At 73.7% G+C, this 19940-nt stretch carries 20 protein-coding genes; 10 read left to right on the top strand and 10 right to left on the bottom strand.

The genetic code is table 11. The features are described 5' to 3' along the window. The first annotated feature begins 9 nt into the window (after window positions 1-9). Window positions 10-1674 (top strand): energy-dependent translational throttle protein EttA, encoded by a 1665-nt coding sequence (gene ettA, locus AMOR_RS09920; protein ID WP_248360649.1) that lies wholly within the window; start codon window positions 10-12, stop codon window positions 1672-1674. A 99-nt stretch (window positions 1675-1773) separates the two neighbouring features. Continuing rightward, window positions 1774-3003 carry an acetate/propionate family kinase gene (locus tag AMOR_RS09915; protein WP_248360648.1) on the top strand — a complete coding sequence of 410 codons (1230 nt, stop codon included), beginning with the start codon at window positions 1774-1776 and terminating at the stop codon, window positions 3001-3003. A gap of 10 nt (window positions 3004-3013) precedes the next feature. On the opposite strand, the gene AMOR_RS09910 is transcribed toward AMOR_RS09915, so the two are convergent. Continuing rightward, the gene (locus AMOR_RS09910; protein WP_248360647.1) at window positions 3014-5326 is read right to left on the bottom strand and encodes an aldolase/citrate lyase/malate synthase family protein; all 2313 of its coding nucleotides are present in this window, start codon (window positions 5324-5326) and stop codon (window positions 3014-3016) included. Between the two features lie 188 nt (window positions 5327-5514). On the opposite strand from AMOR_RS09910, the gene AMOR_RS09905 reads away from it, so the two are divergent. Together AMOR_RS09905 and AMOR_RS09900 are read left to right on the top strand one after the other, a co-directional pair. After that, window positions 5515-6810, top strand: a complete 1296-nt coding sequence (locus AMOR_RS09905; RefSeq protein ID WP_248360646.1) for a tetratricopeptide repeat protein — start codon at window positions 5515-5517, stop codon at window positions 6808-6810. A 112-nt stretch (window positions 6811-6922) separates the two neighbouring features. Next, window positions 6923-8305: an esterase/lipase family protein gene (locus AMOR_RS09900; protein ID WP_248360645.1), complete on the top strand. Its 1383-nt coding sequence runs from the start codon at window positions 6923-6925 to the stop codon at window positions 8303-8305. Between the two features lie 9 nt (window positions 8306-8314). Here the strand turns inward: AMOR_RS09900 and AMOR_RS09895 are convergent, their stop codons facing one another. The 3 genes from AMOR_RS09895 to AMOR_RS09885 form a co-directional block, all read right to left on the bottom strand. Beyond that, the gene (locus tag AMOR_RS09895; RefSeq protein ID WP_248360644.1) at window positions 8315-8950 is read right to left on the bottom strand and encodes a class I SAM-dependent methyltransferase; all 636 of its coding nucleotides are present in this window, start codon (window positions 8948-8950) and stop codon (window positions 8315-8317) included. Between the two features lie 73 nt (window positions 8951-9023). Next, entirely contained in the window at window positions 9024-9224 is a 201-nt protein-coding gene (locus tag AMOR_RS09890) for a hypothetical protein (RefSeq protein ID WP_248360643.1), read from the bottom strand. Window positions 9225-9371: 147 nt separating this feature from the next. Beyond that, on the bottom strand, window positions 9372-9575 hold the full coding sequence (locus tag AMOR_RS09885; protein WP_248360642.1) for a cold-shock protein: 204 nt from the start codon (window positions 9573-9575) through the stop codon (window positions 9372-9374). A 329-nt stretch (window positions 9576-9904) separates the two neighbouring features. Here AMOR_RS09885 and AMOR_RS09880 point away from each other — a divergent pair, with 329 nt between their 5' ends. Beyond that, on the top strand, window positions 9905-10147 hold the full coding sequence (locus AMOR_RS09880) for a hypothetical protein (protein WP_248360641.1): 243 nt from the start codon (window positions 9905-9907) through the stop codon (window positions 10145-10147). A 109-nt stretch (window positions 10148-10256) separates the two neighbouring features. Here AMOR_RS09880 and AMOR_RS09875 read toward each other — a convergent pair whose 3' ends face one another. Beyond that, window positions 10257-10760, bottom strand: a complete 504-nt coding sequence (locus tag AMOR_RS09875) for a VOC family protein (protein WP_248360640.1) — start codon at window positions 10758-10760, stop codon at window positions 10257-10259. 158 nt (window positions 10761-10918) lie between these two features. Here AMOR_RS09875 and AMOR_RS09870 point away from each other — a divergent pair, with 158 nt between their 5' ends. Next, on the top strand, window positions 10919-11524 hold the full coding sequence (locus AMOR_RS09870) for an MBL fold metallo-hydrolase (protein WP_248360639.1): 606 nt from the start codon (window positions 10919-10921) through the stop codon (window positions 11522-11524). 83 nt (window positions 11525-11607) lie between these two features. On the opposite strand, the gene AMOR_RS09865 is transcribed toward AMOR_RS09870, so the two are convergent. Continuing rightward, complete coding sequence (locus tag AMOR_RS09865) at window positions 11608-12078, bottom strand: YbhB/YbcL family Raf kinase inhibitor-like protein (RefSeq protein WP_248360638.1); 471 nt, start codon at window positions 12076-12078, stop codon at window positions 11608-11610. A gap of 244 nt (window positions 12079-12322) precedes the next feature. Here AMOR_RS09865 and AMOR_RS09860 point away from each other — a divergent pair, with 244 nt between their 5' ends. The 3 genes from AMOR_RS09860 to AMOR_RS09850 all read left to right on the top strand — a co-directional run bounded on the left by AMOR_RS09860 (window position 12323) and on the right by AMOR_RS09850 (window position 15501). Then, window positions 12323-12748: a universal stress protein gene (locus AMOR_RS09860; protein ID WP_248360637.1), complete on the top strand. Its 426-nt coding sequence runs from the start codon at window positions 12323-12325 to the stop codon at window positions 12746-12748. A gap of 85 nt (window positions 12749-12833) precedes the next feature. Then, window positions 12834-13505, top strand: coding sequence for a YwaF family protein (locus AMOR_RS09855; RefSeq protein WP_248360636.1), 672 nt, complete (start codon window positions 12834-12836; stop codon window positions 13503-13505). A 76-nt stretch (window positions 13506-13581) separates the two neighbouring features. Further along, complete coding sequence (locus tag AMOR_RS09850) at window positions 13582-15501, top strand: mechanosensitive ion channel family protein (RefSeq protein WP_248360635.1); 1920 nt, start codon at window positions 13582-13584, stop codon at window positions 15499-15501. 8 nt (window positions 15502-15509) lie between these two features. Here AMOR_RS09850 and AMOR_RS09845 read toward each other — a convergent pair whose 3' ends face one another. The 4 genes from AMOR_RS09845 to AMOR_RS09830 form a co-directional block, all read right to left on the bottom strand. Beyond that, complete coding sequence (locus AMOR_RS09845) at window positions 15510-17327, bottom strand: ThiF family adenylyltransferase (protein ID WP_248360634.1); 1818 nt, start codon at window positions 17325-17327, stop codon at window positions 15510-15512. Window positions 17328-17335: 8 nt separating this feature from the next. Further along, window positions 17336-17524 (bottom strand): hypothetical protein, encoded by a 189-nt coding sequence (locus tag AMOR_RS09840; protein WP_248360633.1) that lies wholly within the window; start codon window positions 17522-17524, stop codon window positions 17336-17338. Between the two features lie 4 nt (window positions 17525-17528). Next, entirely contained in the window at window positions 17529-17948 is a 420-nt protein-coding gene (locus AMOR_RS09835; protein WP_248360632.1) for a hypothetical protein, read from the bottom strand. 119 nt (window positions 17949-18067) lie between these two features. Next, window positions 18068-18331, bottom strand: coding sequence for a hypothetical protein (locus tag AMOR_RS09830; RefSeq protein ID WP_248360631.1), 264 nt, complete (start codon window positions 18329-18331; stop codon window positions 18068-18070). Window positions 18332-18439: 108 nt separating this feature from the next. Between AMOR_RS09830 and pdxR the strand changes: the two genes are divergently transcribed. Continuing rightward, entirely contained in the window at window positions 18440-19909 is a 1470-nt protein-coding gene (pdxR, locus tag AMOR_RS09825; RefSeq protein WP_248360630.1) for a MocR-like pyridoxine biosynthesis transcription factor PdxR, read from the top strand. Window positions 19910-19940: the final 31 nt, after the last annotated feature.

Here is a 19940-nt window from a genome sequence, read left to right as displayed (position 1 = left end):
CGAGCCCAAATGCCTCCGTACGTGATGTCGATGCTCCGCGTGAGCAAGATCGTCCCGCCCAAGCGGCAGATCATCAAGGACATCTCCCTCTCCTTCTTCCAGGGCGCGAAGATCGGCCTCCTCGGCCTGAACGGTGCCGGGAAGTCGACCGTGCTCCGGCTGATGGCGGGCGTGGACGACGAGTTCGAGGGCGAGATCTCGCGCCAGTCGAACATCCGGATCGGCTACCTGCCCCAGGAGCCCCGGCTCGACGGCGAGAAGACGGTCCGCGAGGAGGTCGAGTCCGCCCAGGGCGACGTGGCCCAGGCGCAGGCGCGGCTCGAGGCGATCTACGCGGCCTACGCCGAGCCCGACGCCGACATGGAGAAGCTCGCCGAGGAGCAGGCGCGGCTCGAGGCGATCATCGCCAACGCCGGCGCCGACACCGGCAACGCCCTCGAGATCGCCGCGGACGCCCTGCGCCTCCCGCCCTGGGACGCGAAGGTGAAGCACCTCTCCGGCGGAGAGAAGCGGCGCGTCGCGCTCTGCAAGCTGCTCATCTCGAAGCCGGACATGCTGCTCCTCGACGAGCCGACGAACCACCTCGACGCGGAGTCCGTCGAGTGGCTCGAGCAGTTCCTCACCCGCTTCCCGGGCACCGTCGTCGCCGTCACGCACGACCGCTACTTCCTCGACAACGCCGCGGAGTGGATCCTCGAGCTCGACCGCGGCCACGGCATCCCGTGGAAGGGCAACTACTCGTCCTGGCTCGATCAGAAGGAGCAGCGGCTCGAGGTCGAGGCGAAGCAGGAGAGCGCGCGCATCAAGGCGATGAAGCAGGAGCTCGAGTGGGTGCGCCAGAACCCGAAGGCGCGCCAGGCGAAGAGCAAGGCGCGCCTCGCGCGCTTCGAGGAGCTCTCGTCGGTCGAGTACCAGAAGCGCAACGAGACGCAGGAGATTTTCATCCCGGTCGCCGAGCGCCTCGGCGATCAGGTCATCGAGTTCAAGGGGGTCTCGAAGGGCTTCGGCGACCGGCTCCTCATGGACGACCTGTCGTTCATCGTCCCGCCGGGTGCCATCGTCGGCATCATCGGCCCGAACGGCGCCGGCAAGTCGACCCTCTTCAAGATGATCACCGGCGCCGAGAAGCCGGACTCCGGGTCGGTCGTCGTCGGCAAGTCGGTGAAGCTCGCCTTCGTCGACCAGAGCCGCGAGAACCTCTCCTCCGGGAAGACCGTCTTCGACGAGCTCGCCGGCGGGCGGGATCTCGTGCAGGTCGGCCGCTTCGAGATGCCGAGCCGGGCGTACATCGGGCGGTTCAACTTCAAGGGGGCCGACCAGCAGAAGGTCGTCGGCACGCTGTCGGGCGGCGAGCGGGGCCGGCTCCACCTCGCGAAGACGCTCATGACCGGCGGCAACGTGCTCCTCCTCGACGAGCCGTCGAACGACCTCGACGTCGAGACGCTGCGCGCGCTCGAGGACGCGCTCCTCGAGTACGCGGGGAGCGTGATGGTCATCTCCCACGACCGCTGGTTCCTCGACCGCATCGCGACGCACATCCTCGCCGCCGAGGGCGACTCGCGCTGGACGTTCTTCACCGGGAACTACCAGGAGTACGAGGCGGACAAGCGCCGCCGGCTCGGCGAGGAGGGCGCGAAGCCCCGGCGCATCCGGTACAAGCCCATCACCCGTTAGCGCGCGGCGCCTCGCCGCCGCGGTGCCGGTTGCGCGTCCGCGTTCCCGGTGCGACTCTACGCGTTCGCCCACCGCCCCCCTCCGAAGGGTCACGCGCCGATGAACGTCCTCGTCCTGAACTGCAGCAGCTCGACCACCAAGTTCGCGGTCGTCCACTCCACGAACGGCCACGAGCACGTGTCCGGGGTCGTCCAGCACGACGCGAGCCCGCGCCCCGTCCTGGAGTTCACGCACGAGGGGCGCCACGAGCTGCGCCCGCTCGCCGATCCCGAGCGCGACACCGCGCTCCGAGCGGTGTTCGCGCTCATCTCCGAGCTGAACCTCGCGGACCGGCTCCTCGGGATCGGCCACCGCGTGGTGCACGGTGGCGCGAGGTTCTCGGGCTCGATGCTCGTCACGCCCGAGGTGGTCGCGAAGATCAAGGAGTGCATCCCGCTCGGCCCGCTCCACAACCCGCCCAACATCCGCGGGATCGAGGTGGCGCAGGCGATCTTCCCGCGGCTCCCCCAGGTCGCGGTGTTCGACACCGCGTTCCACCAGACCAACCCGCCGCGCGCCTACCTGTACGCGGTGCCGTACGAGTGGTTCGAGCAGCACGAGGTGCGGCGGTACGGGTTCCACGGGACGAGCCACCGCTACGTGGCCGGGGAGGCGGTGCGCCGGCTGGGGCTCGATCCGGAGGATCACGCCATCGTCACGGCGCACCTCGGCAACGGCTGCTCGCTGTGCGCGGTCCGGAACGGGCAGAGCATGGACACGACGATGGGGCTCACGCCCGTCGACGGCGTCGTGATGGACACCCGCAGCGGCGCCATCGACCCGTCGATCGTCTCGCACATGATGAAGGCCCTCGGCTGCACCGCGGACGAGGTCCTCGACATCCTGAACAAGAAGTCGGGCCTCCTCGGCGTCTCGGGGCTCTCGAAGGACATGCGGACCCTGCAGGCCGCGGCGCAGGAGGGGCACGCCCGCGCCGCCCTCGCCATCGACAAGTTCTGCTACTCGGTCGCCAAGGCGGCCGCCGGGATGATCGTGTCGCTCGGACGCGTCGACGCGCTCGTGTTCACCGGCGGCATCGGCGAGAACGCGGTCCAGGTCCGGGCGCAGATCGTGAAGCTGCTCGGGTTCGCCGGGCTGGCCCTCGACCCGGTCGCGAACGAGCAGCACGGGCGGGCGCTGCAGGGCCGCATCACGCGGACCACGAGCCCGATGGCGGCGGTGGTGCCGACCAACGAGGAGCTCATGATCGCGATGGACACCGCCGAGATCGTCGCCCGCGACGGCGACGTCCCGGCGCGGTGGGCTCCCGGGCTCCGCGCGGCGGAGTGAGCCGCGCGCCCTACCGCGGCGCGCCCTCGAAGACGTCCAGGACGTAGTCGTGCGCCGCGAGCGCGCCGGGCGGCAGCTTGCCGTCGCGGACGCGCGCCACGATCTCGGGGCGGGGCAGGTCGAAGATCGCGTCGAGCAGCGGGCCGCGATCCCGGGCGCTCGCCTGGCCGATGACGAACAGCACGCGGGCGCTGTGCTGGATGTACCGCGGCGAGAGCAGCTGCCGGCGCAGGAGCTCCATGATGACCGGCGCCTTCGTGCGATCGAACCGGGCCGGATCGCCACGGCGGTCCTGCTCGGCGAAGAACGCGTTCGTCCACTCGTCGTGGTAGGCCCAGACCATCCCGAAGAGCTCGGGGGTGAAGCGGGTCCCCGCCTTCACGTCCTCCGCGTTCGCACCGATCACGACGCCGTCCTCCGTGAGGACCTGCCGCTGGAGGTGACCGTCCTTCGTGATGGCCGCCTGGTGGTGCACGAGCGACCAGAGCCAAGAGACGTTGATCCGGTAGGTGGCGAGATCGTTCATGAACCGGAGCTTCAGCTCGTAGTCGTCGATCGCCGCCGCGAAGTTGCCGTTCAGGATCTGGAACCCGTAGTTCGCCGCCATGTAGAAGGCGTGCTGGACGTGCTCGATGGTGACGTCGCCCTTCGGCGGCGTGTAGATCGCGTCCCAGCGCTCCTGCGAGAGGAGCTTCTCGGGCGCGTCGAGCGCCTCGCGCGCGACGACCGAGGGCGTGATCCGCCCCTTCGCGTCGAGGAGCCCGCGCGACTGGAGCAGCGTCCGCTCGGCCTCGGAGAGCCCGCTCGCGACGGTCGGGACCGGCTTCCCCTTCACGTCCGCGGTGGCCCGGGGCGCGTCGAGGATCCCCTGCAGCTCGCCGACGGCGGCCCGGAGCGGCGCGTTCCCCGCGGCGACGTACTCGGGCTCCGGGCTCGCGACCCAGCTCTGCCGGTACGCGTCGTGGAGGCGGCCCTTCACGCGTCCCGCGAGCACGTCCTCGAGCGTCGGCGCCGCGCCGGGCGGGAGCGGCGCGTCCGGCACGAACATGAGGCCGAGGATCCGCTCGCGGAGCTTGTCGATGACCATCGCGCGGAGCGCGAGCGGGTTGTAGCGCGAGCGCCCGTAGGGGTCCCCGGGCTGGTAGATCATCACCGCGGCCATGCCGCCGATGGGCGCTGCGTTCTCGAGCACGCCGTCCTTCAGCCCCGCCATCAGCATGAGGAGCGCGTTGTAGCGCTGGTACGCGATCATGTTCGGGGTCGCCATCCCGATGGTCTGCGGATCCGGGAACACGCCCTTCGGATCGTCCTTCCACATCTCGATGAGGCTCCCCAGGTAGTCCCACCGACCGACGTTCGTGCCGAGCAGCCGCCGGCGGAGGACCCACAGGATCGCGGGCAGGCAGCGGCCGGCGTTCCCCTCCTCGTAGAGCATCTTCACCTTGAGCGTTCCGGCCGGGAGGCCGACGAGGCCCTCGAGCCGCGAGAGGATCCGCTCGACGACGAGCGCCTCGCGCGGGGACTGGAGCTTCGGGATGTAGAAGTAGACGCCGCTCCCGGCGCGGGCGAGCGCGTCGAGGTTGTTGAAGGTCCAGAGCGTCGTGATGACGACGAGGCCCGGCGCCGGCGCCCCGTCCACCTCCACGTGATCGTACTGGACGTGGATGCTGGGCGGCCGCGCGAGGCGCGTCGGCCAGCGGTCCGGCGCCTTGTCGATCCGGTACGCCCGCGTCTTGCCCTTCTTCACGACCTCGTACGGGCGACCGGTCCAGCGCCCCTCGTGGATCTGCTTCGCGTTCTCGAGGGCCGCGAAGACGCCCACCGGCTGGTTCGAGGGCGTGCCGTCGGGCTGGAAGTGCGGCGGCGACGCGTCCTCGAAGTCCGGCATGTTCATGGGCGCGGGGCTGTTCAGCGCGTTGAACGCCATGTCGAGCGGGGACCACGGCCCCGTGAGCTCGAGCCCGGGGTTCCGCGACGGGTGGACGTGCTCGGGGATGGGCGTCTCGTCGTTGAGCCGCCACCGCCACGGCGTCTCCTTGCCGAGGAAGTTGTCCACGAGCCCCTGGACGATCTGGCGGAACGTCCAGGTCCTCCCGCTCACCGGATCCTCGAACGACTCGTCCCAGCGCGGCCACGCGTACTTCTCGCGGACCGGCGCGGTGGACTCGAGGAGCGTCCGGCGCGCGGTGAGGGCGGCGGCGATGGCCGGGCGCACCTCGCGCGTGAGCGTCGCGATCGTGTCCTCGACGTTCACCTGCCGCCCGTTCACCGTCTTCGTGCCGAAGAGGTCCGGGAACTGCTTCAGGATGTCTTCACGGATCATGCAGGCGATGCTGCGGTCGCCGTGGCCCGGTCGCATGCGATACCCGGGTGCAACCTGTCCGGGGCGTGGTCCCGGACGGAACGGCGCCCGCCCCGCGGGCGGGCCGTCCGGGGCCTGTGCGCTCCTGCGCCCTGCGACGCGCTTCCCGCGGAGAGACCACCATCGGTAGGATGCAGCCGAGGTCTCGCATGACGTTCACGCTGCGTCGCGTTCGCCCGGTCCTCGCCGCGTCGATCGTCCTGGCGTGCGCGGCGGTTCCGCGGGGCGTCACGGCGGCCGGCGAGCGGCGGACGTTCTCGGAGGCGCGGACCGGCTGCGAGGGGGGCGACGCGCGCGCGTGCGCGGACCTCGGCGTCCTGTACGCGACCGGCGAGGGCGTCGCGAGGGATGACGTCGCAGCGTTCGCGGCGCTGCGGAGAGCGTGTGACGCCGGAGAGGCACGCGCCTGCGCGGGTATCTACGAGCTGCTCGCGAAGAACCGGCTGCCGCCGGTCCGGATTCCGGAGGCGACGGCGACGCTGCGGAGGGCGTGCGGTCACCTCATCGCGGACGGCTGCGCGGGGCTGGGCGTGTACGAGCTCGGCCGGACCGAGGACACCGCCGGCGCCTTCGAGCTCGTCGCGCGGGCCTGCGAGCTCGGTGACCCATCCACCTGCGAGACCGTCGGCGTGACGCTGCTCGGTGCCGGGATGCCGCCGTCGGTCCGTCCAGACCTTCCGCGGGCGGCGCGCCTGCTCGGACGCGGCTGCGGCGGAGACGACGTGCCGTCCTGCTCGGCGCTCGCGGAGGTCTACCTGCAGGGCCTCGGCGGCGTCGCCGCGGATCCCGCGCGCGGCCTCGAGCTCCTCGATCGCGCCTGCGCGCGGAAGCACGAGGAGTCGTGCTTCGCGAAGGCCACGTGGTCCGGTCCGGCCGGCGGCGCTTGCCGCCGCGGCGTCGCCGCGGGGTGCACGCGCGTCGGCGCGGCGTTCACGGCGGCGGGCCGGAGCGACGCGCGCATCGCCGCCGGCGAGCACCTGCTCCGGGCGGCGTGCCGCGATGGGGACGGTGAGGGCTGCACGCTGCACGGCGGTCTCCTCCAGAAGCTCCGGAGCGACGCCGCCGGCGCCGCGAGCGCGTATCGAAGGGCGTGCGAGCTGCGCGCCGGCGAGGGCTGCGCCCGCCTCGCGGCGCTCTACCGGGATGGCGAGGCCAGGGCGGGGATCGTCCAGGACCCCGCGGCCGCGGCGGCGGTCGCGCAGAAGGGCTGCGCGTTCCGGAGCGCCTCCGCGTGCTTCCAGGTGGCGCTCGCGTACGGCCCGGCCGGCGCCCTCGGCGAGAACGCCGCCCGGAGGGCGGAGTACCTCCGGAAGGCCTGCGACTACGGCGAGGGCCACGAGTGCTCGCTGCTCGCCGCGATGTACGAGGTCGGCGAGGGCGTTCCGAGCGACGCTGCGGAGGCGAGGCGCCTACGGAAGCGCGATCGGAGCGGGAAGGCGTACTAGCCGGCGCCCGACGACCTCCCCGTCGCGCCCGGGGAAACCCGCCCGGGCTATGCCGAACGTCGAGCGCCACGTGGCCGCCGCCGGGCCCGCACCCGAGGTGTAGCGTCGCGGCATGACCACCACGTCCTCGCCGTGTCCCCGCGTGCATGTGATCCTGGTCCCTGGGTTCGCCGGGTTCGACGCCCTGGGGCAGCTCGAGTACTACGCCGGCGTCACGCCGCTCGCGCGCGAGTGGCAGGCGAACGGTCCGCCCGCGCCGCCGCTCGTCCTTCACTACTTCGACAACCTGCCGACCGCGAGCGTCGCGACGCGCGCCGCGCGGCTCCGCCAGTACCTCGCGAAGCGGCTCGCGCGCGGCACCCTCCAGCCGGGCGACGCCGTCGCGCTCGTGGGGCACTCGACCGGCGGCCTCGACATCCGCAAGCTCCTCTTCGACCTCGAGGCGGAGGCGCGGTACCCGGGCGCGCACGTCGCGGTGGACGGCAACCGCGACGACGCGCTCCGCGTCCCGCCCGGCGACCTCCTCGCGCTCGTGAAGCGGGTGGTGTTCCTGTCCGTTCCGCAGCGGGGCACCAACATCGCCGACTGGCTGCGCGCGCACGCGCCCTCGCTCCCGCGCCGGCTCGCCATCGACGAGGCGCGCGGCAGCGTCCTCGCGGCGCGCCTCTCGCCGGTGAACGATCTCCAGGAGCTCGCGGCACGCTGGCTCGGCGGCGCGCTCCGCTCCGACCTCTTCCTCGCCATGGGCGACGCGGTCGCCGAGATCGACGCCGGCGCGGTGCGCGGCGATCCCGCGCGGATCGCCGACGCGCACGAGGCCGCGTCCGAGCTCCAGCTCTACCTCACCCACATCGCCTCGGACTTCGGCGCCATCGAGGATCTCGCCGCCTCGCCCGCGCTCGAGCCGACGAGCCCGGCGCACTTCGCGGACGACGTGCGCGAAGCCGAGCGGCGCGCATGGGGCGCCCGGGGTATCCGCACGCGGTCGTACGCGACGGTCGGCCGGCGCCCGTATGCCTTCGAGCCCGGCGAGGACGTCGCGCCGTGGAAGCTCAGGAGCCCGTCGAGCGCGCCGCTCGCGCGCCTGGTGGAGGGCGCGCGCGGCCGGATGGACGCGCCGTACCTGTCCGGCTACCGCGCCTGCGCCGGAGGGCCGTTCCAGATCCCGGCGGGCGCGCCGGCGGTCGCGACCGTGTTCGGGACGGGCGAGCGCCGGCCGATCGAGGCCTGGGACAGCGACGGCATCGTGAACACCGCGTCGATGCTCTGGCCGGAGGGCGAGGAGACCCGGCTCGTCGACGGCGATCACGGCGACGTGATCGGCCACTACCACCTCGTCGAGGCGCGGGACGGCGGGCCGCGCAGGTACCACACCTACGACCTCCTGCGATCGGACTCCGGCTTCACCGCGGCGACGTTCCGGGAGGTCTGGCGCGACGTGTTCGCGTTCTGCGCCTCCGCCGCGGAGGACGTCGCCCCCGGCGCGGCGGCGTGAGGGCCCTCGTCAGCGCGGTCGAGCGGCCCCGCGGCGGGCGGCGCGGCGCGGGGAGAGCTCGCCCGGGCCCTCGAGCTCGTAGAGGCGAACGCCGCTTCGCCGCGACGCCCAGAGGCCGGCGCCGGCCTGCACGAAGTGGGGGTCGAGCCGCGCGCGGTACCACGCGCCGCCCCGGAGGTGCATCACCGTGTCGGTCCGGTCGAGATCGAGGATCGCGACGTCGGCCGACGTGATCGCCTCGAGATAGAGCAGGCCCCGGCACATCGCGCCGATGTTCTCGAGCGCGCGCTCCGCGGCCGGCGCGTCGAGGTACTGCAGCACGCTGTGGCAGATCACGAGATCGAACCGCTCCCGCGCGCGCCAGCGGGAGATGTCGCGCCGCTCGTGCCCGTACCGCTCGCACGCATACGGGGAGACGTCGATGGAGCGGTACCGGACGGCGGGGCGGTGGCGCCGGAACCAGCCGCGCCAGATCCCCGTCCCGGCGCCGACGTCGAGGACCGACTCGATCTCCACGCCGAGCCACGCCGCGAGGCCGACGACTCCGCTCGCGAGCCGCGCGATCTCGCGGGGCGCGTGCGCTCGATCGGGACCGTGGTAGTGGCGCTGGAAGTACCGGGCGTCGAAGCGGCAGGGGGAGGGCATGGGGGGCGGTCTCGCGGGTGCGGCGAGACGCTACTCCATCCGGCCGCGGGGGAGAACGCCGCCGGAGAGACCGCTACCGGCGAGACGCCGAGTTCTCGTGCGCGACGAGGTCGAGCCGCCGCGCCTCCAGCCGGCCGGCGGCGCGCGCCCGGCTCTCGGAGCAGAAGCTCGCGAAGCGGTGGCCGTCCACGGTCACGACGTAGCGCTGCTTGTCCGTCTGCTCGATGCCTACGGTGTGGGCGCCGACGGAGAAGCTGGCGCGCGGAGGATTCATTTCTTGATCCTAGTCGTGGCGAGGGGCCGGAGCCCGCCTTCCTCGAGGCGCGGGCTCGCGGCGCCTCCGTGGCCCGGCGCTCGAGACAAATGGAAAGCCCGGCCTCCGCTGGGGAGGCCGGGCTCTCGGCGCTTCAGGAAAGCGGTCCTAGAGGGGGCGGACGTTCGCCGCCTGGAGGCCCTTCGGCCCCTTCGCCACGTCGAACTCCACCTTCTGGCCCTCGGCGAGGGAGCGGAACCCATCGGCCTGGATGGCGGTGTGGTGGCAGAAGACATCCTCGCCGCCGCCGTCCTGCGTGATGAAGCCGAAGCCCTTCGCGTCGTTGAACCACTTCACAGTACCGGTAGCCATTACTGAACGAACTCGTTTCTTCTCGTGTACGCGAGCGGACAAGAACGCCGCTCGGTCCCGGCCCGGAGTTGGGATGGGGAGGTGCGTGTGTACGCGGATTCGCGGCAGAAGTCGAGCGCGCGACCCCGAATGGTCGCCCGCGCCTCGCCAGCCGGAGCGACCGCTCGCTCGCGATGACCGCTCTCCGGGCCGCTTCCCGGGCACGCGATGGGGCACCGGGGAGGCGCGCGGGTCGGCGCGAACCGCGGTCGCATGGTTACGGTTCCGGCGTCGCCGGCGACCCGCCGCAGTCGCGCGCCGGGCCGGCGGCGAAGGGCAAGGAGGGGGCCATGGAGAGCTGCGAGGTGTGCGGGAACGCGTACGACAAGGCGTTCAAGGTCATCGCGGCGGGCGGACAGCAGCACGTGTTCGACAGCTTCGAGTGCGCGTTCCACGCGCTCGCCCCGAGGTGCGATCACTGCGGCTGCCGCATCCTCGGACACGGCGTCGAGGTGGCGCCGGCGAAGAAGACCTACTGCTGCGCACACTGCGCCCACGCCGAGGGACACCGCGACATCAAGGATCGGCAGTGAGCGAACGCGTCGGCGGCTCGTCGGTCGGCGCCGATGGGCGTGCGTGACGAGGCGGGCGCGGACGCGCGGACCGGCGAGGTCCGCACGCCCGCGTCGGCGCCGGTTGCGGTCACGTGTGCTGCTGCGGCGGCTGCTGCTGCTGTCGCATCGAGCGCGCGAACTCCTCGCCCGCCCGGCGCATCTCCTCCTCGGTCATGTCCTTCTGGTGCGTGGCGAAGGACCATGCGTAGCCGAAGGGATCCGACACCCCGGCGCACCGGTCGCCCCAGAACATGTCGGCGGGCGGCATCAGGGACTTCGCGCCGGCGGCGGTGGCCTTCTTGAACGCGGCGTCGCAGTCGTTCACGTACAGCCACATCGTGACCGGCACCGGCGCGTCGGCGGTCGGCGCCGGACGGCTCATCCCGGGCATCTCGTCGCTCAGGAACACGACCGAGTCGCCGATGCGCAGCTCGGCGTGCCAGATGCTCTTCCCGTCCGGCGCGGCCATCCGCGAGATCTCCTGCGCCCCGAGCGCGCGCTTGTAGAAGTCGATCGCCTTCGCGCAGTCGCGGATGACGAGGCTCGGCGTGAGCGTGTGCATGCCCTTCGGGATCGGTTGCACTCCTGCCATGGCGTCCTCCTGCCGGTGGATCCGGCGTGGCCGGGCGTTATCGCCGCCGGTTGGCGGGATCGAGGCCTCGACGGGGCGCAAGCGGGCGTTGCGGTCGCCGCGGCGCTATGGGGCCACTCGACCTCGCGCGTGGCGGGGTGAGCTCGGGGGACGTCCGCATGAAGCAGCTCCACCGTCCCGATCTCCTCGCCTGGTCGATCTACGACGAGGCGCGGCGCATGGACTTCAACTCCGTCCTGTGGGTCCGCGCGGCCGGCAACGTCGCGTTCGATCCGCTGCCCCTCGCGCCGCACGATCGGCGGCATCTGGACGAGCTGGGCGGCCTGGCCTTCATCGTGCTGACGAACTCGGAGCACGCGAGGGGAGCGGCCGCGCTCGCGGCGGAGACCGGCGCGAAGGTGCTCGGGCCCCGGGGCGAGCGCGAGCGGTTCCCGCTCGCGTGCGCGGGGTGGCTCGGAGAGGGCGACGCGCCGTTCCCCGGCCTGCGCGTCCACGAGCTGCACGGCTCGAAGACCGAGGGCGAGCTCGCGCTGGTGCTCGAGGACACGACGGTGCTGTTCGGCGATCTCGTCCGCGCGGGACGCGCCGATGCCCTCGCGCTCCTGCCCGCGCAGAAGCTCCGCGATCCCGTCGCCGCGGTCGAGTCGGTGAGGCGCGTGCGAGCCCGGAACCCGCGGATCGCGCACGTGCTCGTCGGCGACGGGTGGTGCGCCTTTCGCGCGGGCGGAGCGCTCCTCGACGAGCTGCTCGCGCGGGGAACCTAGCCGTGCGACACGTGGGCGTGGCGCGGGCGATCGCCGCCCGGCCGGAGTGGCTGGGCTAGCCACCGGCTAGCCCAGCGCCGGCCTCAGCGCCGCTTCTCGTAGGTGCCCATGAGCTCGGCGCGGGCGAGGACGTGCCCCTCCATCGCCTTCTCGAGCTTGGCCTTGGCCGGCGTACCGAGATCGCCCAGCGTCCGGTCGAGCGCGTACAGCTTGAAGAAGTAGCGGTGGCGGCCGATGGGCGGGCAGGGTCCGCCGTAGCCGGTCCGATGCCAGTCGTTCCGCCCCTCGCGCGTGCCCGGCGGGAGGTCGGTCACGCCCTCGGGGAGGCCCGTCACGGAGGGCGGGATCTCGTAGAGCACCCAGTGGACCCAGGTCGTCTTCGGCGCCCTCGGATCCGGCGCGTCGGGATCGTCGACGACCAGCGCGAGGCTCCTCGTGCCGGCAGGGACGCCCGACCACTCGAGCGCGGGCGAGCGATCGCTGCCCTCGCAGGTGTACACGGCAGGGATCTCGGCGCCGGGAGCGAAGGCCGGCGACCGGAGCGCGAGCGTCATGGCTCCTCCTTCCCCGCGTCACCTGGAGCCGCCCGGGCAACCGCGAGCGGAGGGGATCCAGGCGCGGGACATGTCGGGATCGTAGCGACGGCGCGTGCAAGGGGCCCGGTCGCGGCGGTCGCACCCGCCGCGGCGCACACCCGATCCGGCGACTCCGGAGACCCCGATCCGCGCGCCGCCTCGGCGCGACATCATACGTGGGGTTGCGGAGCACGCGGGAAGCGCTCCACGGTCGGGAGGGGCCATGGCCGCAGTCGAGTGGAGGAGGATCTGCTGTCCGGTCGATTTCTCGGAGCCCGCGCGCGCAGGGCTGCGCGTCGCCGCGGACCTGTGCCACCGCCTCGGCGCGCAGCTCGTGCTCCTGCACGTGGACGCGAACCCGAAGGTCGCCGAGGAGCTGCCGCGGTCCGGGTCGGTCGAGGAGAGGCTCCGGAGCTGGCAGCAGGAGGCGGAGGGTCTCGGCGCGGCCCACGCCACGATGGCTCGCACCGCCGGCAGGCCGGACGTCGCGATCGTGGAGTTCGCGACCGCCGAGGACCTCGACCTCATCGTGATGGGCACGCACGGCCGGGTGGATCGCGAGCACATGCTCACCGGATCGGTCGCGGAGGGCGTCGTGCGCAACGCCCCGTGCCCGGTGCTCACGGTGCGCCCGAGCTGGAAGGCGTGACGGGCGGGGCCGCGGCGGTCGGGGCACCTCGCTCCGTCGAGATCGCCGGCCGGAGCCTCGCGACGATGCTCCGGGCGAAGGGGCCGTGAACCGCTCCGTCCATCTCGCGATCGTCGTCGCGGTCCCGCTCGTCGCGGCCCTCCTCGCCGCCGTGGCGCGCCGCCGGCCGCCGGCGGCCCGCCGGATCCGCGTCGCCCTCGCGGTGGCGATCGGCTCGAACGAGCTCGTCTGGTACGGCTACGCGGCGGCGCGGGGCTGGGTGGCGCCGCCGCACGGCCTCCCGCTCGATCTCTGCGACGTCGCCCTGTGGCTCACGGTCTACACGCTCGCGACCCCGCGGGCCTGGGCGCTCGACACCGTCTACTACGTCGGGCTCGCGGGCTCGTCGATGGCCGTCCTCACGCCCGACCTGGGCGCGCCCTTCCCGTCCTACCCCGCCGTGAAGTTCTTTGCGGCGCACGGGAGCGTCGTCGCGGCGATCCTGTTCCTCGTCTGGAGCGGCGCCCTCCGGCCCCGTCGCCATTCGTGGTGGCGGGTCTTCCTCGGGGTGAACGTCTACGCGGCGCTCGTCGGGCTCTTCGACGCGCGGTACGGCACGAACTACATGTACCTGCGGGAGAAGCCCGCGTCCTCCACGCTCCTCGACCTCTTCGGCCCGTGGCCGTGGTACCTGCTCGGGGGAGAGGTCCTGGGCTTCCTCCTGTTCCTGCTCCTGTACCTGCCCGTGCGGACCGCGCCGCGGAGCCGGCCCGCGTGACGGGCATCGGCGGGCAGCCGCCCGCCCGGCCGCGTCGCGCTTGGCCTTCCCGCGACTTCGTGGTGTGCTGCCGCGCGTGAGCGCGACGCGACGGGTCACCCTGATCCTGCTGGTGCTCCTCCTGGCGGGGGCGGGCGCGGGGCTCTTCTTCACCCGCGAGCGCGAGCCGCGGGAGGAGGCGCCGGGCGCGCCTCCCGCGGCCGGAGCCGGCGCGACGCCGCGCAGCCCCCCGCCGCAGGGCGGCGCGGCGGCGCCGAGTACCGGCGCACCGGCCGGGCGACGGCAGCGGCTCGTGGACATGCGGCCGCTCCTGACGGCTCGCCAGCTCTCCGCGTTCGCGAACACGCCCGAGGAGCAGGAGCTGTCTCGCCAGGCGGAGCGGCTCGCGGACCACGCGCTCGACCTCGCCTTCGTGGTGGCGATCCGGGACGCGACGGAGAACGCCCCGGAGCAGACCCCCGAGCTGAAGAGGCTGGACGAGACCCGGGCCGCCGCGCAGGCGGCCCAGGACGCGGCGCAGGCCCGGGTTCGCGAGCTCGAGACGAAGCTCGCCGCGGCGCCGGAGCGCGACCGGGAGGCCGTCCAGGACCAGCTCGAGGTCGCGCGCGCGGAGCTGGAGCTCGACAAGGACGAGCTCGCGTCTGCGGGCGATGCCCTCCAGCGCGCCGGCGGCGACCCGCAGGCGCGCATCCGGCGGCTGCGCGAGGTCTACGACGCCGCCCAGAAGGAGCCGCGGCCGGCGGTCGCCGCCGCGCCCGTCGCCGGCCCGGCGAGCAGCGTCGTGGAGCGCTTCCGCGCCTGGAGCTGGCACCGGGACGTGCACCGGCAGCTCTCGGAGGCGCGGCGCGACATCTCCGAGCGGGTGGAGCGGCTGGCGAAGCGGCGGGTCGAGCTCACGGCGCGGATGGAGCGCGAGGCGGCGGCGCGCGAGGCGGCGAAGGCCTCCGCCGCGCGTGTCGCGTCCGGCGCTGGCGCCGACGGCGCTGCCGGGAAGGAGGAGACGGTCAAGGCGCTCGCCCGGTACCGCGACGACCAGCGCCGGGTCGCGGCGGTGGGGCGCCGGCTCCAGGACCTGCAGGAGCTCGCGGACACCTACGGCGCGTGGATGGCGGTGGTGGCGGGGCACGTCCGCGCCGCGCTCAACCGGCTGCTCTGGGGCGTGCTCGGGCTCCTCGCCCTGCTCTCGCTCGGGTTCGTGGCGGGCGAGGTGGTGGACCGGTTCTTCCGCGGCGTGCAGCGCGAGAAGCTCCGGGTGGAGACGCTGCGGACCGTCGCGCGCCTCGCGGTGAACATCATCACGCTGCTCCTCGCGCTCTTCGTCGTCTTCGGGGTCCCGGGCCAGGCGACGACCGTGCTCGGCCTCGCCGGCGCCGGCCTCACCGTCGCCCTGAAGGACTTCATCGTCGCGTTCTTCGGCTGGTTCATCCTGATGGGCCGGAACGGGATCCGGGTGGGCGACTGGGTGGAGATCAAGGGCGTCGGCGGCGAGGTGGTCGAGATCGGCCTCTTCCACACCGTCCTGCTCGAGACCGGCAGCTGGAACGACGCCGGCCACCCCACGGGCCGCCGCGTCTCGTTCGTGAACTCCTTCGCGATCGAGGGGCACTACTTCAACTTCTCGACGTCCGGCCAGTGGATGTGGGACGAGCTGCGGCTCCTCGTCCCGCTCGGGCGCGACCCCTACCCGGTGATCGACGGGGTCCAGAAGCTCGTCGAGCACGAGACCGAGGCCAACGCGAAGCTCGCCGAGACCGAGTGGCGCAAGACGGCCTCGCGGTACCGCGTCCAGACGTTCTCGGCGGTGCCGGGGATCCACGTCGTCCCCACCGGGAACGGGATCGAGGTCGTCGTCCGGTACATCACCCGCGCCCATGAGCGGCACGAGTCGCGGCGCCGGCTCTACTCGGCCGTCCTCGAGCTCATGCACGGGAAGCGCGGGGGAGAGGCGCAGACCGCGGGCGCGGGCGCCGGCACCGGGACCGATCCGGGACGCTGAGCGCGGCGTCAGCGGGGCGCGGCGCCGTCGCCATCCGCGAGGAGCGCGGCGAGCGCCTCCCGCGACGGCGCACGGAGCGGGACGTCCAGCGGCTCCACGCGGCCCGCGGCCGCCCCGCACACGGGGCAGTCCGGGGCGCGGACCGGTGACAGCCAGACCGACTGGAACGCGCCCTGGCCGGGGACGTCGCCGAAGACCTGCGGATAGAACCAGTAGCGCGGCACGGTCGAGAGCGTGAGGTAGGACGTGCCCTCCGCCACCGCCGCCTCCGCGAGCGCGCCGAGCTTGCCGCCCGGCAGGAGCAGCGACAGCGCGAGCTTCACCGCCGCGCTCGCGACGTGCTGGATGTCGGCGCCGAGCGCGCTCTCTCCGGCGAGCCTGCCGGTGCCGTAGTCGATCGCGCGCGCGACCGCGCCGGCGCCTCGCTCGACGGCGTGGCGCGCCCGGGTCGCGCACAGGTAGCAGGCGGTCCGCTCCGGAACCGTCAGGATCACCTCGCCGCCGTTTGCGCCCGCGTAGAGTCCCACGAAGAGCGCCGGCCGCCCGCGCGCGTAGGCGAACCGGTCGAGGGCGCGCTGCGCGGCGGGATCGTCGGTCGCGGCCACGACGAGATCGGCGGCGCGAACGAGCGCGTCGAGCTCGCCGGGGGAGAGGTCCTGGACCGCCTTCGCGTGGAGCGCGATCTCGGCCGCGGGCGCGATCGCGAGCAGCCGTCTCGCGAGCGCCTCCGTCTTCGAGCGCCCGACGTCCTCGGCCGCGTACGCGGTCCGGGAGAGGTTCGCCGCCTCGACGCGCTCCGGGTCGAGGAGCGACAGCGCGCCGACGCCGCTCCGCGCGAGCTGCTCCGCGACGTACGAGCCCACGGATCCGAGCCCCGCCACGAGCACGCGCCGGCTCCGCAGCGACGCGGAGAGGAGGCCCGCGCCGCGCGCCAGGAGCGCCCCGTGGAGCGCCGCTGCGGCTGCCTCCGGCGCCTCGCCGCCGAGGCGGGCGGTCCAGCCGGCGAGGGCGGCCTTCTCCGGATCGGCCGTGAGCGCGGCGCCGTCGCGGGGGCCGAAGACGCGCCGGTACGGTCCCGGCGGGACGAGGACCGCGCGCGTCCCGTCGAGGAGCCGCTGGTCCTCCGGCGTCGAGAGCCGCCAGGAGATCTCGAGCTGCTCGACCTCGTCGCCGCGGGTCGCGAGGAGGACGGGCGGCTGGGCCGGGTAGTGCTCGCCGGCGAGGACCAGGAGCGCGAGGCCGCCGGGCAGCGCGAGCCGCCCCGCCGGCGCGAGGCCCGCGCCCGCGTCGGCGAGGAGCATGGTGGGATCGCGGGCGCCGAGGGCGTGCGCGAGGCGCTCGAGGTCGCGGAGGAGCGGGAGCACGCGCAGGGGGAAGGGCAGCACCGCTGCCCCGTTCCCGGGCGCCCGCCACGCGGCGAACCAGGAGATCCGGCCCGACGGCAGCGCGACCTCGTGCGCGGCGAGCGGAGTCGCGGCGCCCCGGGTGACCACGGGCGCGAGGTAACAGGCCAGGTGGGGGTTCCGCTCGAGCCCGCGGGCGAGCTCGCGGACGTCCTGCTCCGAGGGACCGGACCGATGCGGCGGGTGGGAGTGGACGACGCCCTTCAGCTCGAGGCCGTCCTCGCGCTCGAGCGTCTTCACGGCGGCATCGAGGGCTCGGGACGGGGCCCAGGTGGCGTCGGTGCTCGCGCCGTCCGGATCCGCGACGAAGCGCGTGACGAGCGGGCGAAGCCGCGGACCGAGGAGCGCGCCGCCGCGCTCGGGCGCGTGAGCGGCGACGTCGCGCTCGACGTCGCGGAGCACCCAGTCGCCGACGACGAGCAACGGGGGCCCTACGCGAACACGGCCTGGTGCACCTCGGAGAGGCCGGGCCGGTCGTCGTTCGGGACGGTGTCGCCGATGCGGATCCGCCCGCCCGGGTCGACGAAGATCTTCTGGGGACGCCCGCGCGGGCGGTCGTCGCCACGCTCGCGATTCTCGCGGAGCAGGAACTGGATACGGTCGAGGACGATTTCGGCCATGGGTTCAGAATGGGAAGCGCCCCGTCCGCCGCCAAGCGCTGAACCCATTCGCCCAGAGGACGCTCCGGGCGTACGCGCCCTCGAGCGTCGGCATGCCGCCGCCGTGGTCGTTTCCGAGGCACAGCCGCGCGCCGGGGAAGAGATGGCACGCCTCCGGGTCCGCGCCCGGGTCGATCTCGGGCGAGACGACCGCCACCTGGTAAGCGCCGCCGTCGAACCACAGGAACAGCTGGTAGGGGTCTCCCTGCTCCGTGACGACCGGGTACAGCCATCCGCTCGTCCCCTGGACGGACACGTGGCGAGCCGCCCCCGGGAGGCAGCCCTCCGCCTCGAGCCCCTCGCGGCTCGTGCGGGCGATGCGTTCACCGAGGCGGGAGAGGATGTCGAGCAGCGAGCGCTCCGGTCGGTTCGAGTGAGGCGGCAACCCGGCGGGGCCGCGTCGCGCGGCTCCCCGGGAACGCTGTGCCGCCGCGGACGGGATCGCAACCCGAGCGATGGGTCGCGGCGTCCCCCTCCGGCCGACCGACCGGCGCGCTCCTCACATCACATCACCGCGAGCACGAACGCGACGGCGGTGGCCAGCCAGGCCAGGAGCAGGAGCGGTCCGAGCGGGTAGAAGTGGGGGATCTCGCGGCACACGTCCGCCCGGGTGCAGGTGAGGCGGCGCCGGCCGAGGAGCTGACAGCGAAGGCACTGCAGCGTGTCGGGAGTCGTCGCGCGCGCCGATCCGGGGCGGGGATGCGCCTCGACCGGCCCTCCGGCCGGCTCGGTCGTGACGGTCGTGAGCAGGGTGGCTCCGCGGGCCATGGTGTCCTCCTGCCGCCGTGTCTGCCGGCGGTGCCCGGACTATGAGGAGGGAGTGGTCTGGTCGTTAGAGCCATTCCCGGCCTCGGCACCAGACCCTCGGGATCCGCGATGAAGGCGCCTGCCGGAGCGCTCCTGCCGCCGCTGCGCGGCCCCGAAGCCGACGCAGGGTCGAAGCGCGCCCATCTCTACCGCCGCATCCGGAGCGCGATCCTGGGGGGGAGCCTCGCCGCGGGCACGCGCTTGCCGTCGACGCGGACGCTGGCCCTCGACCTGGGCGTCTCCCGGACGACGGCGGAGGACGCGTTCGCGCAGCTCGTGCTCGAGGGGTTCGTCGAGCGGCGCGTCGGCGACGGGACCTACGTGTCCTCCGCGATCCGGCCGCCCCGCATCGATCCGCGCGCGCCACCGCCCGGCGTCGCGCTCTCTGCACGAGGAGCGGCGATCGCGGCGCTGCCGACGCACCTCGACATCGTGAAGGTCCGGCCCTTTCGTGGCAGCCAGCCCGACACGCGCGCGTTCCCGGTCCGCACCTGGCAGCGCCTCATCTCACGACGGCTGGCACGTCGCGCGACGCGGATGCTCGACTACGGCGACTCACAGGGCTACCGCCCGCTCCGCGAGGCGATCGCGGGCTACCTCGCGAGCGCACGCGGCGTGCGCTGCACGGCCGATCACGTGATCGTCCTGTCCAGCTCGCAGCAGGCGCTCGAGCTCACGGCGCGGCTCCTCCTCGACCCGGGCGACACCGTGTGGATGGAGGATCCGGGCTACCCAGGGGCGCTCGCGGCGCTGCATTGCGCCGGCGCCACCGTCGTCCCGGTGCCGGTCGACGCCGCAGGTCTCGACGTCGAGGCGGGTCGCCGCGCGGCGCCGCGCGCGCGGCTCGCGTACGTCACGCCGTCCCACCAGTACCCGCTCGGCGCGATGCTCTCGCTCCAGCGGCGCCTCGCCCTCCTCGACTGGGCGTCGCGCGCCGGCGCCGTCGTGGTGGAGGACGACTATGACTCCGAGTACACGTACGAGAACCGGCCGACCGCCGCGATCCAGGGGCTCGACGACGCAGGCCGCGTCGTGTACGTGGGGACGTTCACGAAGGTGCTGTACCCGTCGATCCGCCTCGCCTACGCGATCGTCCCCGGCGGGCTCGTGGACGCGTACGTCCGGGCCCGGCGCATGGTGGATGGCCACCCGCCCGTCCTCATCCAGGCCGTCACCGCCGACTTCATCGAGGAGGGCCACTTCGGCGCGCACCTGCGCAGCACGAGGACGCTGTACGCCGAGCGCCGAGCCGCGCTGATCGACGCGGTCCGCGCGGAGCTGGCGGGCGAAGGGACCCTCGGACCGGCGGGAGCGGGGCTCCACGCCGTCGTGCACCTCGAGCGCCGCAGCGACGTGGCCGTGGCTCGCCGGGCGCTGGCGCTCGGCGTGGATGTGCGGCCCCTGTCGGCGTTCCATCACGGCCCCGCCCCTGCGAGCGGCCTCGTGCTCGGGGACGCCGCGCTCGACGTCCGCGACATCCGCGACGGCGTACGAACGCTCGCGCGGGCGGTGGCGTCGGCCGGCTCCGACCGGCGGTGAAGGCCCGGCAGGCAGCCGGAGCAGCCCCGCT

It is taken from the genome of Anaeromyxobacter oryzae, assembly GCF_023169945.1.
In the GTDB taxonomy this organism is placed as follows: domain Bacteria; phylum Myxococcota; class Myxococcia; order Myxococcales; family Anaeromyxobacteraceae; genus Anaeromyxobacter; species Anaeromyxobacter oryzae.
The sequence above is the reverse complement of the archived record's forward strand: the minus strand, read 5'-3'. Positions and strand labels throughout refer to the sequence as shown.

What these genes read in the sequence shown, in the direction of transcription:
- ettA (WP_248360649.1), top strand. Translation starts at nt 10, where the DNA reads ATGCCTCCGTACGTGATGTCGATGCTCCGCGTGAGCAAGATCGTCCCG.
- AMOR_RS09915 (WP_248360648.1), top strand. Translation starts at nt 1,774, where the DNA reads ATGAACGTCCTCGTCCTGAACTGCAGCAGCTCGACCACCAAGTTCGCG.
- AMOR_RS09910 (WP_248360647.1), bottom strand. Translation starts at nt 5,326, where the DNA reads ATGATCCGTGAAGACATCCTGAAGCAGTTCCCGGACCTCTTCGGCACG.
- AMOR_RS09905 (WP_248360646.1), top strand. Translation starts at nt 5,515, where the DNA reads ATGACGTTCACGCTGCGTCGCGTTCGCCCGGTCCTCGCCGCGTCGATC.
- AMOR_RS09900 (WP_248360645.1), top strand. Translation starts at nt 6,923, where the DNA reads ATGACCACCACGTCCTCGCCGTGTCCCCGCGTGCATGTGATCCTGGTC.
- AMOR_RS09895 (WP_248360644.1), bottom strand. Translation starts at nt 8,950, where the DNA reads ATGCCCTCCCCCTGCCGCTTCGACGCCCGGTACTTCCAGCGCCACTAC.
- AMOR_RS09890 (WP_248360643.1), bottom strand. Translation starts at nt 9,224, where the DNA reads ATGAATCCTCCGCGCGCCAGCTTCTCCGTCGGCGCCCACACCGTAGGC.
- AMOR_RS09885 (WP_248360642.1), bottom strand. Translation starts at nt 9,575, where the DNA reads ATGGCTACCGGTACTGTGAAGTGGTTCAACGACGCGAAGGGCTTCGGC.
- AMOR_RS09880 (WP_248360641.1), top strand. Translation starts at nt 9,905, where the DNA reads ATGGAGAGCTGCGAGGTGTGCGGGAACGCGTACGACAAGGCGTTCAAG.
- AMOR_RS09875 (WP_248360640.1), bottom strand. Translation starts at nt 10,760, where the DNA reads ATGGCAGGAGTGCAACCGATCCCGAAGGGCATGCACACGCTCACGCCG.
- AMOR_RS09870 (WP_248360639.1), top strand. Translation starts at nt 10,919, where the DNA reads ATGAAGCAGCTCCACCGTCCCGATCTCCTCGCCTGGTCGATCTACGAC.
- AMOR_RS09865 (WP_248360638.1), bottom strand. Translation starts at nt 12,078, where the DNA reads ATGACGCTCGCGCTCCGGTCGCCGGCCTTCGCTCCCGGCGCCGAGATC.
- AMOR_RS09860 (WP_248360637.1), top strand. Translation starts at nt 12,323, where the DNA reads ATGGCCGCAGTCGAGTGGAGGAGGATCTGCTGTCCGGTCGATTTCTCG.
- AMOR_RS09840 (WP_248360633.1), bottom strand. Translation starts at nt 17,524, where the DNA reads ATGGCCGAAATCGTCCTCGACCGTATCCAGTTCCTGCTCCGCGAGAAT.
- AMOR_RS09830 (WP_248360631.1), bottom strand. Translation starts at nt 18,331, where the DNA reads ATGGCCCGCGGAGCCACCCTGCTCACGACCGTCACGACCGAGCCGGCC.
- pdxR (WP_248360630.1), top strand. Translation starts at nt 18,440, where the DNA reads ATGAAGGCGCCTGCCGGAGCGCTCCTGCCGCCGCTGCGCGGCCCCGAA.